This is a genomic window from Moritella sp. 5, from assembly GCF_018219455.1.
GTDB lineage: Bacteria > Pseudomonadota > Gammaproteobacteria > Enterobacterales > Moritellaceae > Moritella.
Genome location: NZ_CP056122.1, coordinates 4,705,568 through 4,722,033 on the forward strand (window position 1 = coordinate 4,705,568; position 16,466 = coordinate 4,722,033).

Below are 16,466 nucleotides of genomic sequence, written 5' to 3' on the forward strand. Positions count from 1 at the left end.
CTGAATAATCTCTTAATAAGAGCTTATTTCTTACCTTTGTTTTCATCTAGTTCGATGTTGATACCCAATGAGCGGATCTCTTTCAACAATACGTTGAATGATTCAGGCATACCTGGGTCCATACGATGATCGCCGTCTACGATGTTTTTATACATCTTAGTACGACCGTTCACGTCATCAGACTTAACAGTTAGCATCTCTTGTAGAGTATATGCTGCACCGTATGCTTCCAGAGCCCATACTTCCATCTCACCGAAACGCTGACCACCGAACTGAGCTTTACCACCCAGCGGTTGCTGAGTAACTAGGCTGTAAGAACCGGTAGAACGTGCATGCATCTTGTCATCAACCAAGTGATTCAGTTTCAGCATATACATGTAACCAACGGTAACTGGACGTTCGAACACGTCACCAGTACGACCATCAAATAACTCTAATTGACCTGATTCTGGTAAATCAGCCAATTTAAGCATTTCTTTGATTTCAGCTTCAGCTGCACCATCAAACGCAGGCGTTGCCATTGGCAGACCTTTACGTAAGTTGTGCGCAAGAACACGAACTTGCTCGTCAGAGTATGTTGATAAATCAACTTTCTGATGCGTATTACCGATGTCATATGCTTTTTGCATAAATTCACGGATCTTAGCAAGATCTTGTTGTTCTTTGATCATGTTATCGATTTTACTACCGATACCACGAGCAGCAAGGCCCAAGTGAACTTCAAGTACCTGACCGATGTTCATACGCGATGGTACACCCAACGGGTTAAGTACGATATCAACTGGCTCACCAAACTTATCGTGTGGCATATCTTCAATAGGAACGATTGTTGAGATCACACCTTTGTTACCATGACGACCAGCCATCTTATCACCCGGTTGGATACGACGTTTAACAGCTAGGTATACTTTAACAATCTTAAGTACACCCGGTGCTAGGTCATCACCTTGGGTAATTTTACGGCGTTTGATATCAAACTTAGAATCAAAGTCAGCGCGTAGCTCATCATGTTGCTTAGCTAGGCCTTCTAATTGAATCTGTTGTTCTTCATCAGAAAGAACAATCTCTAACCATTGTGCGCGAGAAACAGCATTAAGTTGCTCTTCCGTTTTACCTGCAGCAAGTAATAGAGATTTAACGCGACCGAATAAGCTTTCTTCGAAGATAGATAACTCTTCAGTTAAGTCTTTTTTCGCTTCACGCAGTTGCATCTGCTCGATGTCTTGTGCACGTTTGTCTTTATCTACGCCATCACGGGTAAATACTTGCACGTCAATTACAGTACCGTAAACAGAGTTAGGTACACGTAATGAACTGTCTTTTACATCAGATGCTTTTTCACCGAAGATAGCTCGTAGAAGCTTTTCTTCAGGCGTTAATTGTGTTTCACCTTTAGGGGTTACTTTACCTACCAGGATATCACCCGGCTTAACTTCAGCACCAACGTAAACAATACCAGACTCATCTAGTTTAGATAATGCGCTTTCACCCACGTTAGGGATATCCGCAGTAATCTCTTCGCTACCAAGTTTAGTATCACGCGCAATCGATGACAATTCTTGAATGTGGATTGTCGTTAGACGATCTTCTTTTACAACACGTTCAGATACAAGAATTGAATCTTCGAAGTTGTAACCATTCCAAGGCATGAATGCGATACGCATGTTTTGGCCAAGTGCTAATTCACCTAAGTCTGTTGAAGGACCGTCAGCAAGCACGTCACCTTTAACCACTGCTTCACCAGTTAATACTGTTGGGCGTTGGTTAATACATGTGTTTTGGTTCGAACGTGTGTACTTAGTTAGCGTGTAGATATCAATACCCGCTTCACCTGGTACAAGTTCATCTTCGTTAACTTTAACGATGATACGACTTGCATCAGCATAGTCGATTGAACCGCCACGTAGCGCAACAACAGTTACACCAGAATCGATTGCTACCGCGCGTTCAATACCAGTACCGACTAATGGCTTATCAGCATTTAGTGTTGGTACTGCTTGACGTTGCATATTCGCACCCATCAATGCACGGTTAGCATCATCGTGTTCTAGGAACGGAATTAGCGATGCCGCCACAGAAATAATTTGCTGTGGAGATACGTCCATATACTGAATTTGGTCCGAAGACATAAAGGTTGTTTCACCTTTGTGACGACATGGAATAAATTCATCTTGTAATACACCATTTGTATCGATAGTTGCGTTAGCCTGTGCTACTGCATACAGACCTTCTTCGATAGCAGAAAGGTATTGAACGTCATTAGTAACTTGACCGTTGATGACTTTACGGAATGGTGTTTCTAAGAAACCATAATCGTTAGTACGGGCAAATACAGCTAATGAGTTAATTAGACCAATGTTTGGTCCCTCTGGAGTCTCAATTGGACATAAACGACCGTAGTGAGTTGGATGTACGTCACGTACCTCAAAACCAGCACGTTCACGTGTTAGACCACCAGGACCTAATGCAGAAATACGACGTTTGTGCGTCACTTCTGACAATGGGTTATTTTGATCCATGAACTGAGACAGTTGTGATGAACCAAAGAACTCTTTGATCGCAGCTGAAATCGGCTTAGCATTGATTAAATCTTGTGGCATTACTGCATCAAGATCACCAAGACTTAGACGTTCACGAACAGCACGTTCTACACGAACTAAACCAACACGGAATTGGTTTTCTGCCATTTCGCCAACTGAACGAATACGACGGTTGCCAAGGTGATCGATATCATCAACTTCGCCCTTACCGTTACGGATATTAATCAAAGTTTTCATCACTTCAACAATATCAGCTTTGTTCAGAATGCCTGAGCCAGTATCTTCTTCGCGGCCAATACGGCGGTTAAACTTCATACGACCTACAGTAGATAGATCATAACGTTCTTCTGCGAAGAAAAGATTTTGGAATAATGATTCTGCCGCTTCACGCGTTGGTGGTTCACCAGGACGCATCATACGGTAGATTTCAACTAGCGCTTCAAGTTTGTTAGTAGTTGAGTCAACACGTAATGTGTCAGACATGTAACTACCTACATCAAGGTCGTTCGTATAAAGAACATCAATTACCTTGATACCAGCTTGTGATAATTCAGCAACAGATTCTAGTGTTAGTTCAGCATTCGCTGCAACAATCACTTCGCCTGTTTCTTCATTAACGTAATCTTTAGAGGCTACTTTACCAGCGATATACTCTAATGGTACTTCGATCTCTGTTACGCCGTTCTTTTCAAATTTCTTGATATGACGAGCAGTAACACGACGACCATTTTCAACGTATACTTCACCGTTAGCTACGATGTCAAATACCGCCGTTTCGCCACGTAGACGGTCTGGCTGTAGTTCCATCAATAACTTGCCATCTTTAACTTCAAAACGCGTAGTGTCGAAGAAGATTGCTAAGATTTCTTCCGTCGTGAACTCAAGTGCACGAAGAATAATTGATGATGGTAATTTACGTCGACGGTCAATACGAACGAATAAACTATCTTTCGGATCGAATTCAAAGTCTAACCATGAACCACGGTAAGGAATAACGCGTGCGTTATATAATACTTTACCTGATGAATGGGTTTTACCTTTGTCGTGATCGAAGAATACACCAGGACTACGGTGTAACTGAGATACGATAACACGCTCTGTACCATTGATAACAAAAGTACCAGTTTCAGTCATTAATGGGATTTCGCCCATGTAGACTTCTTGTTCTTTGATATCTTTAATAGTACCTGCTGGTGCATCACGATCGTATAATACAAGACGTAATTTAACACGCAGCGGTGCAGAATAAGTAACACCACGGGTTTGACATTCTTTAACTTCAAATACAGGTTCGCCTAAACGGTACGATACATATTGAAGTTCAGAAGTTCCAGAGTAACTTTTAATAGGGAACACGCTACGGAATGCTGCTTCCAGGCCGTATTCACCTGTGTGATCCATTTCTAAAAACTTTTTAAAAGAGCTAGTTTGAATAGCCAACATTTGCGGCTTAGCCACAACTGGTGCACTTTTACCAAAGTCTTTACGGATACGTTTTTTTTCGGTATTAGAGTAAACCATTTGGTTCCTCAGCTCGCTGATAAGTGACCCACTCTGCCCTTAAAAAGGACAGCTCTAACAACATCATTATATGTTTTTTATCCTGTCTCGACCAAAAGAATTGGGCTAAACAGTGCGCAGAATTTTGGTTGAAATGATGTGAAATTTCCAAACATCCTATAGCGCAAAAAGGCCGGCGATTAAAGAATCACCAGCCAATGCCTTATGAGGGCAATAATCTATTTAAGAATAGACTATTTGATCTCAACAGTACAACCAGCTTCTTCTAGAACTTTCTTAAGTTCTTCAGCTTCAGCTTTTTCTACAGCTTCTTTAACAGCTACAGGTGCAGATTCAACAACACCTTTAGCTTCTTTAAGACCTAGGCCTGTAGCAGCACGAACAGCTTTAATAGCTTTAACTTTGTTGTCGCCGAAAGAAGCAAGAATTACGTCGAATTCTGTTTGCTCTTCTTCAGCAGCAGCAGCAGCGCCGCCAGAAACAACTGCAGCTGCAGCTGATACGCCGAATTTTTCTTCCATTGCTTCGATTAATTCAACAACTTCCATAACAGAAAGTTCAGCAATTGCGTCGATGATTTGGTCTTTAGTGATAGACATGTGTCATTCCTAATATATTAAAATTTATTTTAGACAAAGCGGCTAAATTAAGCAGCTTCTTGCTCTTTTTGATCGCGTAAAGCAGCCAATGTACGTACAAGTTTGCCAGCTGATGCTTCTTTCATAGTCATCATTAACTGAGCAATAGCTTCGTCGTATGTTGGTAGTTTAGCTAGTTTATCAATGTTTTCTGCACCGATAAATTCGCCTTCAAATGCTAACGCTTTAACTTCGAAAGATTCTTCTTGTGCAGCGAAGTCTTTTAAAAGACGAGCTGCAGCACCTGGGTGCTCATTAGAGAATGCGATCAGAGTTGGACCGGTAAATACTTCGTTAAGGCACGCAAAATCCGTACCTTCAACAGCACGCTTCATAAGAGTGTTACGTACTACACGGATGTAGACGCCATTCTCACGAGCAAGCTTACGAAGACCAGTCATTGCACCTACAGTAACGCCACGTGAATCAGCAACTACTGCAGAAAGCGCAGCCTTGGCAGCTTCGTTGACTTCAGCAACAATTGCTTTTTTGTCGTCGAGACCTAATGCCATGGTCTATACTCCTGGATAAAACCGAAAAAAATTCGGTATTTAAAATTTCCGACCGATATCTTGCCTTAGCAGTCACATCAGCCGAACCATTACGGCTTGGATTCCAGAAAAAAATAAATTCTTCAGAGGTCCTGCACCATCTACGTAGGAAAGATCAAGTATTAACTAAAATAGCCGATCATTATTAAGTTATTCTTACAGAGTAAGCACAACTCCTACGGTCTTGGACGGAAGTAAACAACACTAAGTATTAAACTCGATGCACTTACTTCAACCCACATTTTTTACTCATCGGTTAATATTAATAAATTAGTATTAACCGACCAGCTAAATTTAAGGAACCGAATTATACTAAATAATTTAGTTCCTGTAAATTATTTAGTCTCTACAGTTGCAACATCAACAGTTAGACCAGCACCCATCGTAGTAGATAGGCTGATCTTCTTGATGAATTGACCTTTAGCAGAAGCAGGCTTTGACTTGCTTAATGCTTTAAGTAGAGCTTCAAGGTTTTCCTTGATTTGCGCTGCTTCAAAATCCACTTTACCGATAGTAGTGTGGATGATGCCAGCTTTGTCGTTACGGTAACGAACTTGACCAGACTTAGCATTTTTAACTGCAGTCGCAACGTCAGGAGTTACAGTACCAACTTTAGGGTTTGGCATTAAACCACGTGGACCTAGGATTTGACCTAGTTGACCAACAACACGCATAGCGTCTGGAGATGCGATAACAACATCAAAGTTAAGCTCACCGGCTTTAACTTGTGCAGCTAGATCGTCCATACCTACGATGTCAGCGCCAGCAGCTTTAGCAGCTTCAGCGTTAGCACCTTGTGTAAATACTGCAACACGTACGTCACGACCAGTACCGTGTGGTAGCACAGTAGCGCCACGAACGTTTTGGTCAGATTTACGTGAATCAATACCTAGGTTTACAGAAACGTCGATGCTTTCTTTGAATTTAGCAGATGCTAATTCTTTAAGAAGTTCAACAGCTTCGTTGATTTCGTAAGCTTTTGTAGATTCCACTTTTTCGCGGATCGTACGCATACGTTTAGAAAGTTTAGCCATGATCAGTATTATCCTTCTACGTTCAAGCCCATTGAGCGAGCTGTACCAGCAATAGTGCGAACCATAGCTTCTAGATCAGCGCCCGTAAGGTCTGGTTGTTTAGTGTTAGAGATCTCTTCCAGCTGAGCGCGAGTAACAGTACCCACTTTCTCAGTGTTAGGACGACCAGAACCAGACTTGATGCCTGCCGCTTTCTTAAGTAAGAAAGATGCTGGAGAAGTCTTTGTTACGAACGTGAACGAACGATCAGAATAAACTGTGATAACAACAGGAGTCGGTGAACCCTTCTCTACAGAATCTGTTTTTGCGTTGAACGCTTTACAGAATTCCATGATGTTAACACCGTGTTGACCTAGTGCAGGACCAACCGGTGGACTAGGATTCGCCATACCAGCTGAAACTTGCAGCTTAATATATGCAGTAACTTTTTTAGCCATTTTAATTTACCTTAAATATGGGTGCGAACGCTGTATCCGACATGAATACAAGCTTCCCGAAAAACAAGGGCAGCGAATTATAGATATAATCGCTGCCCTTGCCAAGCATTTTGTTGAAATTACATTCAATAAAATGATAATTTTATTTTATTTAACCTAACCACTAACCTAAAAGGTTAATGGTATTAGCCTTTTTCTACTTGACCGAAATCTAATTCAACCGGAGTAGAACGACCGAAGATCAATACAGAAACTTTTAAGCGACTCTTTTCATAGTCAACTTCTTCTACAACACCGTTAAAGTCTGCAAATGGACCGTCAGATACACGAACCACTTCACCTACTTCAAATAACGTCTTAGGACGCGGCTTATCAATTGCATCTTGAAGACGGTTAAGAATGCGATCAGCTTCTTTAGAAGTAATCGGAGCTGGACGCTCTTTCGTACCGCCAATGAAACCAAGTACACGTGGTAAGCTACTTACCAAATGCCATGATTCATCGTTCATTACCATTTGAACTAAAACGTAGCCAGGAAAGAACTTACGTTCACTCTTGCGGCGTTGACCAGCGCGCATTTCAACAACTTCTTCCGTTGGAACAAGTACTTCACCGAAGTATTCTTCCATGTTGTGAATTCGAATGTGTTCTGTTAATGTTTTTTGAACACGACCTTCAAAACCGGAAAAGGCTTGAACTACGTACCATCTCATTTTCTGTTCAGACATGAACTTATACCTTTACATCTGTGATAAATGCAACTACGCGAACTAGAATACCATCTAATCCCCATAGCACTAACGCCATAATAGCGGTAACAACTAATACGATAAGTGTAGTTTGGATCGCCTCTTGGCGCGTAGGCCAAACTACTTTACGTACTTCTGTTCTTGATTCAGATGCAAATTCAAGCGCATCGCGCCCTTTACTTGTCTGTAATGCAATGCCACCAGCAATAACAGCGGCAATAATTACAGCAACTGCGCGGATTAACACTGATTCTTCACTAAAAATATTGTTACCAATAACTGTGCCAATTAGAATTATAGCAACTAGTACCCATTTTACAGTTTCTAGTGCTTTTCCTTGGTTTTCAGTATTTGAAGTCATACTACTAACCTGTACCTTAAAGACAAAAAAATCCGCTGTTACACGGTGATGACAGTGGCAGGAGGGAGATAATCGCACTCACAAACATCAGTCTGGAGACCGCCTTTCTACCAATTGGAGCTACCCCTACAAACGGAGCACCTAATTATAGGGGCTTTCGTTTTTCATGCAAGTTATTCGTAAATAATTATGAATAATATTTGAATTACAAATAGCTTAAATTCGTTATAATTAAATTTATTTTTTGATTTTTAAATCTTGAATATTTTTAAGGTATCGTTATTTGGTGTGGAGAATATAGAGAAGAAGAAATAATTGACCTGAAAAATGGTGCTGATACCCAGAATCGAACTGGGGACCTCATCCTTACCAAGGATGCGCTCTACCGACTGAGCCATATCAGCAAATTTGGAGCGGGCGGCGGGAATCGAACCCGCATTATCAGCTTGGAAGGCTGGAGTAATAGCCATTATACGACGCCCGCATGCGTCCTGAATACAAAGTGGTGGAGGGAGAAGGATTCGAACCTTCGAAGGCTGAGCCGTCAGATTTACAGTCTGATCCCTTTGGCCACTCGGGAACCCCTCCACATATTGTACTTCAGTAACGAGTTAAATGGTGCCGACTGCCGGAGTCGAACTGGCGACCTACTGATTACAAGTCAGTTGCTCTACCTACTGAGCTAAGTCGGCGGCGTCACTTAACGAGGAGGGATATTAGAGTAAGCCCCGACCTCTTGCAACCTTAATCGATAAAAACCAGTTTTTTTTTGTTCTCATGGTGAAATATTAGCCATTTCGACTAAAAATCATTACTAAGATCAATATTAGATTAAGTATCTGCACGTCGTAACGATACTTCACCACCAATTTGTGGACTAATAATGCCATTAATTTCTAATAACAACGCCCCACTTTGATCAATACCTTTCGCAATACCGTATTTTTTCTTATTTCCGACGCTAACTAGCACAGGACAATTTTTAAATGCATCACAATTGTTCCACTCTTCAACGAAATGTCCAAAACCAAACTGCTCGAAATCAGTTAATATTTTGATTAGGTGTGTTAAATAACGAGTGGCTAGTTCATTACGATCAAGTAGGTGTGGTAATTGCTGATTTATATCAGTCCAAGCTTGATCAATTTCCAATCCGGCTTGTAATGGCATATTCACGTTTAAACCCAGGCCAATGACTAAATGGCATTCACCACCTGCCGTCGCAATAATCTCGACGAGTACACCTGCAATTTTTTTACCATCCACATATACATCATTTGGCCATTTCAATTGGGTATTAGCAATACCCAACTCTGTGAGTGTACGCGCAACAGCAATACCAATCACTAAGCTGAGTCCAGATGCAGCTTGAATACCAGCGTCTAAACTCCAATAAGTACTGGTATAAAGATGTGAACCATAAGGAGACACCCACTTTTTACCACGGCGTCCTCGTCCGGCGGTCTGATATTCAGCAAAACAACTGTGACCTTTGGTTAATAACGCCGCTTTATCCAATAAATGCTGATTAGTCGAACCAAGCACTTGATGACTTTCAATACTGACACCACTACCGTCTGCGATCAGTTGAGCATCGAGTAATTGTAAAGGTGCAGAAAGTTTATAACCTTTACCTGTCACTTTAAATACATCCAGACCGATGCTTTCTAATACTTTGATCTGCTTACTTACCGCCATGCGGCTAACGCCCAGTCTTTCACCCAGAGCTTCTCCAGAATGAAACTCACCATCTGCCAGTAAACGAATCAGTTGCTGCCTTGATACCGTCATATTAACCACGACACACCTCCGCTAGATTGGTTTCGCCATCACGACCCATAAAGCGAACCTCATGGTGTAATTCAATTGCAAATCGCGCCATCACCGTGGTTTGGATATGCTTTGCGAGTGCAATAATGTCGCCCGCGGTTGCAGAACCCGTGTTAACAATAACCAGTGCTTGTTCCGTGTGAACTTGTGCTCCACCTTGCTGGTAACCTTTTAGATGGCATTGATCAATTAACCAGCCTGCGGCTAATTTAATATCATCACCAGCAGGATAATGAGGAATGTTAGGGTGCTTAGCCACAATAGCGTTAAATTGCGTTAAATTGATGATCGGGTTTTTAAAAAAACTACCCGCATTGCCGAGCTTATTTGGATCCGGTAATTTTTGTTGTCGTGTAAGGCAAACCTGCTTAAAAATTGCTAATGCCGAGGCTCCAGCCCCTAAACTCGCTAATGGTCCGTAGTTAATTTTGGCTATCCAAGGTTTGTGTAGTTTAATGCCGACAGCGGTGATCACCGCGCTGTCTTTAAGTTCACCTTTGAAAACACTGTCACGATAACCAAATTGACATTCTGCGGGTACATAACGCTGTACTGTTAGGCTCTCGATATCAAGTACATCCACATAATCACAGACATCCTTAAATTCAACGCCATAAGCGCCAATGTTTTGTACTGGTGCCGCTCCGACAACACCCGGGATCAACGCAAGATTTTCTAAGCCATCATAGCCTTGGCTCAATGACCATTCCACAAATTCATGCCAATTTTCTCCAGCCGCCACATGTAAACAAACCACATCATCTGCCGATTCATTCACTGCTATGCCCGTCAAGCAAATACGGATAACAAGTCCATCAAAGTCATCACAAAATAATAAATTACTACCGCCGCCAAGAATTAACCGTTGAGGCGCAGGGATCTGTAGTGCTAACTTAAGCTCACTTAACGTGGTAACGGTGACAAACTGTGTGGCATAAGCATCAACACCAAAGCTGGTATAAGGTTTTAAATTGTGATTTTTTAGTATTTGCATGAAATAATTAACACTCATAAGGCATAATTCACTGCAGATAATAACGTATCTGCATGCAAAACCGAATAATAAAAGGCAACAACATGCAGTTTCAATGGTTAAAAAAAATAGAGAACCCATTAGTTAAGCCCTTCTATAAGCAATATTTGCCCTATTCAAGACCCAATAAAGCAGAGCATATTGCTGTATTAAAAGAGGGTAATAGCATTGTAGCTTGCGCGCGATTACGCCCTATTGGTGAGTTATCTTTATTAACGGGTATGTTGGTCGCTCCCGATCACCGAGGCCAACGCCTTGGTCACCATATTTTACGGCATATGCGTTCTCAATTTCAGAATAATAAAACGTTCACTTTTGCTTTGCCTCATCTTGAACAGTTTTATGGTCAGCATGACTTCTATCCGACAACGCAAGCGCCGAACGATATACAGCAACGTTTTTTAGCCTATCAAAAACAGGGTAAACAACTGCTGTTATTAGGATTTAATGATTCGAATCAAGCTAACATCTGATTATCTTTATAATAAGGTGAAATTACGTTAAGCTGATCACAGCCCATATTTAGATTAATAGACATCATGACAATTAAAACAGACGAACTTAGAACTACCTATATCGACCAGGTGATAACTCCAAGTCAACTGGTTGAAGAGTTTCCATTATCTGATAATGCTGCAAAACAGCTAATCAATAACCGTCGTGAAATCGAAGCGATTATTGAAGGCAAGGACAAACGCCTACTGGTTATCATTGGCCCTTGCTCAATTCATGATACTAGCGCGGCGTTAGATTACGCTCGCCGTCTAAAACCATTGCAAGAGCAGTATAAAAGTAGCTTAGTTATTGCAATGCGTGTGTACTTTGAAAAACCACGTACTATTGTGGGCTGGAAAGGTTTGATCAGTGATCCTGACTTAAACGGTCAATACCAAGCGAACAAAGGCTTACGCTTAGCACGTAAATTGCTCGTTGATATTACTGAAATAGGTTTACCAATCGCGACCGAATTTTTAGATATGGTTAACGGTCAATACATTGCAGACTTAATCAGTTGGGGTGCAATTGGCGCGCGAACCACAGAAAGCCAAGTGCATCGCGAAATGGCGTCAGCCTTGTCTTGCCCTGTCGGTTTCAAGAACGGGACTGATGGCAATACCAAAATTGCTATCGATGCCGTACGTGCAGCACAAGTTCCACACATTTTCTACTCTCCAGATAAAGATGGCTTGATGACGGTATATCAAACACACGGCAATCCATTTGGTCATGTGATCTTACGTGGTGGTAAAACACCTAATTATGCTAAATCACACATTGACGTAGCGACCAAAGCATTAAGCGATGCAGGTTTAGCACCGTCTGTCGTTGTTGATTTTAGCCATGGTAATAGCCAGAAGGTACACACTAACCAGCTAAACGTGGCTGAAGATGTGATGGCTCAAATGCGAACCGGTAGCATGCAAATTTCAGGTATCATGGCAGAAAGCTTCATTGAAGAAGGTAACCAAGCTGTCGTAGCTGGTGAGCCTTTGGTTTATGGTAAGAGTATTACCGATGCTTGTATCCACTGGCAAGACACTGAAAAATTATTAGCGGACCTAGCCCTGGCAGCAAGTGATCGTATAGCTATCTCATAAGCTAAACGCTATATTGTAAAGACGAAAAAGCCGCGTTAATAACGCGGCTTTTGTTATCTAATCAATCACGATTCTATGTTTATAAAATGATGAGTTATAAAATAATACTTTGTAAATCTGCACCTTTACGATTGAGCATATGTATTGATTGAATACGACGAATAGTGCCCGACTTACCACGAATAACCAAGGTTTCCGTCGTTGCAATATTACCTTTACGCTGCACACCTTCAACAAGATCGCCTTTAGTGATACCTGTTGCGGCAAAAATCACATTATCGGTTTTCGCTAATTTATCCAATGGTAAGATCTCACCAACAACCAAGCCTAATGCCTGACAACGTGAAATTTCGATTTCACCTGCCGCGCGGTTTTCAGGAGTATCACCTTTCACATCATGACGCGCTAATAATCGCGCCTGCATGTTGCCGTCCATAGCCCGAATAGCAGCAGCAGAAATAACACCTTCAGGCGCACCACCAATACAATACATCATATCAACGTCACTATCTGGCATACAGCACAAGATAGACGCGGCAACATCACCATCGGGTAACGCAAACACACGTACGCCCATTGCTTGCATGGCTTTTATTTTATCATCGTGACGAGGTTTTGCTAAGGTCACCACAGTTAGCTCACTGATGTCTTTATCTAGCGCGTGAGCAACATTACGAATATTGTCTTCAAGGGATAAACGTAAATCAATGGCGTCTTTAGCATCAGGGCCAACCACTAATTTTTCCATATACATATCAGGTGCTTTTAGAAACGCGCCTTTTTCGCCGACAGCCAATACTGCAACTGCATTAGATTGACCCATTGCTGTCATACGGGTGCCTTCAATCGGATCAACAGCGATATCAACCGCGTCAGCTCCGGCTATTTTCGTACCGACTTTCTCGCCTATATACAACATAGGTGCTTCATCGATTTCGCCTTCACCAATAACTATTTCACCATCAATATCGATTTTATTTAGCATCACACGCATAGCTTCAACAGCAGCGCCATCAGCAATATTCTTATCTCCGCGGCCTAACCATTTATAACCAGCAAGAGCAGCGGCTTCAACGACACGCGAAAATTCAATGGCAAGTGTACGATTCATGTCTTAACTCCTATATATAAGTGGGTACACTTTAAAGCACCACCTATCTAATTACAATTTGAGAGTATTAATATAAGTGCTCCCAATACAACAGCATTATTACGCACTAATCACGACATCCGTTTGTGGAATGCAGCTACACGCCAATATTTTCTTCGCCTTTTTACCATCATCTGTTAATGCATGGTCAGCAAGTACACGCACTTCTCCCGACTCTAACGTTACACGGCAAACACCACAATAACCCGCACGGCAGTTATAGGGGATGTTCACGCCATTTCTTTCAGCTTGTTCTAATAATGTCGTTTTATTGTCACCTACAAAACTGGTATCCCAACTATCCAATAAGATATTTACTGGTTCACTAGGTGTTTCGGAATGTTTATGATCACCAAAACTTTCTTGAAATTGCTGTTCAGCTGGTACATTCAATGCCGTTAGCGCAGCTGCCATTGTCGTCATAAAGGTTTCGGGACCACAAACATAGGATGATCGGTCACTAATGTCGCGCACCACATCAGCCAGCATTTGCTGATCAATACGTCCCCTTAACCCAGCCCAATCACTCTGTGTACTTTCAGCTGTCAAGGTTAAGACTAAACGCATATTGGTATGCTGACGCGTGAGTAATTGGAGCTCATCAAGCGCAATCAAATCTACAGCCGTTTTTGCACAGTAGAAGAAGACGATATCTTTATCACACTCAGTGTCAGCATAATAACGCGCCATTGAGAGCATGGGAGTAATACCACTACCCGCCGACAGTAATAATAATTTTGGTGTCGTGGCTGTAAAAGCATGAAACGGCCCACGTGGTGATGACGCCCCTAACCGATCGCCAACCGCTAAATTGTCATTAAGCCAATTTGACGCTTTACCATCTGGGACCCGTTTTACCGTGATAGCTAACAAATCGGGGCGGCTTGGTGATGATGATAAGGTATAGTTACGTATCACCAGATCATGACCCATCTTTAAATTAAGGGTGATAAATTGACCCGGTTTATAATTCAACAAAGCGGCAGGCTCGACACGAAAACGAAATGTTTTAGTATCAGGCGTTTCATCGATAACTGCTACACAGCAAAGTTGTCGGGTTTCATTTTTATCCCACAAAGTTTTAGCCTGTAGCTCAGTATTATGGTTCACAGCAGCCTTTGGTGCTGACACAATTGGTTTTTGTTTAGGGCGGTTATCAGCATAAAACTTAGGCGCGTGATATTCCAATACTTCAACTCTATCACCAAGCTTAACTTCCGCATCGTTATGACTAACTAGATTTTGGCCGAAATCAATCTTACCATCATTACCTTTGCGGAATAAACTTAACGTCTTAAGCGGCTCTTTGTCTTCAGAAAAGCTTATTTTTCCCGGGCTTAATGTCGTAAAGATACAACGCTCGCAGGGTTTCACTAATTCAAATTCAGCATTACCAATTTTGATCCGTTTCCAACTATCTTCTGCAAATGGTTCACAGCCCGTCACGATGAAGTTAGCTCTAAATTGGCTCATCTCAATTGGTCTCTGTGTGCTGCGATTTAGTTCATCAAGAGAGGCTTGTGAGATTAATAAAATCGGATATCCATCAGCAAAACTTAATTGTTTATCAAAATTAGGAACCTGACGTGAAGAGCCGGTTCCAAAATAAAGTAATTGGCAGTCTATCTGTAAGAACTTACCTAGCCATTGATTAATGTTTTCGCTGCAACGTTGACCTCGAATTATAGTCCCCCAAACCGTTACATCTGTATAATCTTGCTGTAGCTCTTTAAACGTGAAAGCTATCGGTGGCATCTGTGGCGCTGAAAGCATGATACCTTGCGCCACGACTTCAATTTTAATCGTCGTGATTTTAGGCTGAGTCCGCCCCGTAATAAACTGTCCTTGCATGTCACTAATAACAAATCGACGATCATGATCCAAACCCATTTCACTCACGAGAGAAGAGGTTAAGTTAATTGCTTTTGCTGATTTCAGTGGATAAATAGCAAGTGCTGATAAATTTAGGTTAGCCACGAATTAATTCCCTTACTGTAACGACGTTAACACCTTCAGATAACTGGTCATATAACTGAAAGCGCAATAAAATACTGGGCAAGATAGTAGCTTACAATAATAACCCCATAAGCACTATGGAACTGTTTTTTAAATCGGTCGAATGCTAATGTCGCATCTGAAAACAAAAACACTATCGCACCAATAAATGCATACATACTGGCCGAGCTATTCAAGCTAAGGTAACGCTCACCACTGACCCAGGCCATTATTACGATGATACTCATATAAACCAATACCGGCGCTTTCATTTCTGCTAGTGACGACCACAATAGGGTTAAGTAGATCATTGCTATAATAGCCAAAGGGAAGATAAGTGACCAAGTATAAGTCAACTCCAGTGCCATCGAAAATGCAATAATGTAAGCAATATGCGCCAACAAGAAACTCAGTAATCCCGGTATGAAGCGATCCTTGGGTAGCATAAGGAAGATATCCCCCAAGGTTGAGAGCAATAAACCAAGTAAGATCAGCCAGACATAATCATTAAACCCCGGTGCAAGATACCAACACAAAGCTGCTATAGAAAGAGTGGTCACAGGTTTAAACAGATAAAATAACCACTTTCGGTCTTGGTAGGCACCATATATATGTAATATCGCGCACGCAGTGATAATAATAGTACTGGTGATAATCGTCGTTGTAAATTCCATTTTGACAGGCCCCATAGCATCGAATAAATACTCGAGTCTGAGTCATATCCACCGTAATGAGCAAGTATTAAAGCGGTATAAATGTGCGTGGGTTAACATTTATAAACATAACGACCTGTAATTTAAGTCTAACGCTAGACAGAAATCCACAAACTGTACTAGTTTATTAACTCATAAACCTTAGGAGGTATAAGTATGGAACAGCAACAAGCACTACAAAATCATCTGATCGCAATTGAAATGTATATTTGCCATTTAGGTAAAACATTTGAAGAAGCTTGCAACGAACTGAACTTAGATATCACCGATCAGTTAGCACTAAAAAGCATGATAGTTTCATAAGATCAACTTCGTC

Annotated in this window: 15 protein-coding genes and 4 tRNA genes; 3 read left to right on the forward strand and 16 right to left on the reverse strand. The window is 41.5% G+C overall.

Annotated features, from left to right (window positions below):
- Positions 1-23: 23 nt before the first annotated feature.
- The 13 genes from rpoB to murB all read right to left on the reverse strand — a co-directional run bounded on the left by rpoB (position 24) and on the right by murB (position 10,655).
- On the reverse strand, positions 24-4,061 hold the full coding sequence (gene rpoB / locus HWV01_RS21010; RefSeq protein WP_211673336.1) for a DNA-directed RNA polymerase subunit beta: 4,038 nt from the start codon (positions 4,059-4,061) through the stop codon (positions 24-26).
- A gap of 233 nt (positions 4,062-4,294) precedes the next feature.
- Positions 4,295-4,660: a 50S ribosomal protein L7/L12 gene (gene rplL, locus HWV01_RS21015; protein WP_211673337.1), complete on the reverse strand. Its 366-nt coding sequence runs from the start codon at positions 4,658-4,660 to the stop codon at positions 4,295-4,297.
- Positions 4,661-4,707: 47 nt separating this feature from the next.
- Positions 4,708-5,211 carry a 50S ribosomal protein L10 gene (gene rplJ, locus HWV01_RS21020; protein ID WP_045108700.1) on the reverse strand — a complete coding sequence of 168 codons (504 nt, stop codon included), beginning with the start codon at positions 5,209-5,211 and terminating at the stop codon, positions 4,708-4,710.
- A gap of 374 nt (positions 5,212-5,585) precedes the next feature.
- Positions 5,586-6,284, reverse strand: coding sequence for a 50S ribosomal protein L1 (gene rplA, locus HWV01_RS21025; RefSeq protein WP_211673338.1), 699 nt, complete (start codon positions 6,282-6,284; stop codon positions 5,586-5,588).
- 8 nt (positions 6,285-6,292) lie between these two features.
- A complete protein-coding gene (rplK, locus tag HWV01_RS21030; protein ID WP_045108698.1) occupies positions 6,293-6,721 on the reverse strand; it encodes a 50S ribosomal protein L11 in 429 nt (142 codons plus the stop codon).
- A gap of 185 nt (positions 6,722-6,906) precedes the next feature.
- Positions 6,907-7,449: a transcription termination/antitermination protein NusG gene (nusG, locus tag HWV01_RS21035; RefSeq protein WP_211673339.1), complete on the reverse strand. Its 543-nt coding sequence runs from the start codon at positions 7,447-7,449 to the stop codon at positions 6,907-6,909.
- A gap of 4 nt (positions 7,450-7,453) precedes the next feature.
- Complete coding sequence (secE, locus tag HWV01_RS21040; protein WP_211673340.1) at positions 7,454-7,831, reverse strand: preprotein translocase subunit SecE; 378 nt, start codon at positions 7,829-7,831, stop codon at positions 7,454-7,456.
- Positions 7,832-8,159: 328 nt separating this feature from the next.
- Positions 8,160-8,235, reverse strand: a tRNA-Thr gene (locus tag HWV01_RS21045).
- A gap of 5 nt (positions 8,236-8,240) precedes the next feature.
- Positions 8,241-8,315: transfer RNA gene (locus HWV01_RS21050), tRNA-Gly, on the reverse strand.
- A gap of 19 nt (positions 8,316-8,334) precedes the next feature.
- A tRNA-Tyr gene (locus HWV01_RS21055) sits at positions 8,335-8,419 on the reverse strand.
- A gap of 28 nt (positions 8,420-8,447) precedes the next feature.
- Positions 8,448-8,523 (reverse strand) — tRNA-Thr (locus tag HWV01_RS21060).
- A 139-nt stretch (positions 8,524-8,662) separates the two neighbouring features.
- Positions 8,663-9,622, reverse strand: a complete 960-nt coding sequence (gene birA / locus HWV01_RS21065) for a bifunctional biotin--[acetyl-CoA-carboxylase] ligase/biotin operon repressor BirA (RefSeq protein WP_249185562.1) — start codon at positions 9,620-9,622, stop codon at positions 8,663-8,665.
- 1 nt (position 9,623) lies between these two features.
- Positions 9,624-10,655 carry a UDP-N-acetylmuramate dehydrogenase gene (gene murB / locus HWV01_RS21070; RefSeq protein WP_249185395.1) on the reverse strand — a complete coding sequence of 344 codons (1,032 nt, stop codon included), beginning with the start codon at positions 10,653-10,655 and terminating at the stop codon, positions 9,624-9,626.
- 83 nt (positions 10,656-10,738) lie between these two features.
- Here murB and HWV01_RS21075 point away from each other — a divergent pair, with 83 nt between their 5' ends.
- Both HWV01_RS21075 and HWV01_RS21080 read left to right on the forward strand, forming a co-directional pair.
- Entirely contained in the window at positions 10,739-11,167 is a 429-nt protein-coding gene (locus HWV01_RS21075) for a GNAT family N-acetyltransferase (protein WP_211673343.1), read from the forward strand.
- Between the two features lie 66 nt (positions 11,168-11,233).
- Positions 11,234-12,292, forward strand: a complete 1,059-nt coding sequence (locus HWV01_RS21080; RefSeq protein ID WP_211673344.1) for a 3-deoxy-7-phosphoheptulonate synthase — start codon at positions 11,234-11,236, stop codon at positions 12,290-12,292.
- Positions 12,293-12,386: 94 nt separating this feature from the next.
- Here the strand turns inward: HWV01_RS21080 and glpX are convergent, their stop codons facing one another.
- The 3 genes from glpX to HWV01_RS21095 form a co-directional block, all read right to left on the reverse strand.
- Complete coding sequence (gene glpX, locus HWV01_RS21085) at positions 12,387-13,403, reverse strand: class II fructose-bisphosphatase (RefSeq protein ID WP_211673345.1); 1,017 nt, start codon at positions 13,401-13,403, stop codon at positions 12,387-12,389.
- 99 nt (positions 13,404-13,502) lie between these two features.
- Complete coding sequence (locus tag HWV01_RS21090) at positions 13,503-15,419, reverse strand: MOSC N-terminal beta barrel domain-containing protein (protein ID WP_211673346.1); 1,917 nt, start codon at positions 15,417-15,419, stop codon at positions 13,503-13,505.
- Positions 15,420-15,466: 47 nt separating this feature from the next.
- The gene (locus HWV01_RS21095) at positions 15,467-16,111 is read right to left on the reverse strand and encodes a lysoplasmalogenase (protein WP_211673347.1); all 645 of its coding nucleotides are present in this window, start codon (positions 16,109-16,111) and stop codon (positions 15,467-15,469) included.
- Between the two features lie 195 nt (positions 16,112-16,306).
- Here HWV01_RS21095 and HWV01_RS21100 point away from each other — a divergent pair, with 195 nt between their 5' ends.
- Entirely contained in the window at positions 16,307-16,453 is a 147-nt protein-coding gene (locus HWV01_RS21100; protein WP_211673348.1) for a hypothetical protein, read from the forward strand.
- Positions 16,454-16,466 lie beyond the last annotated feature (13 nt).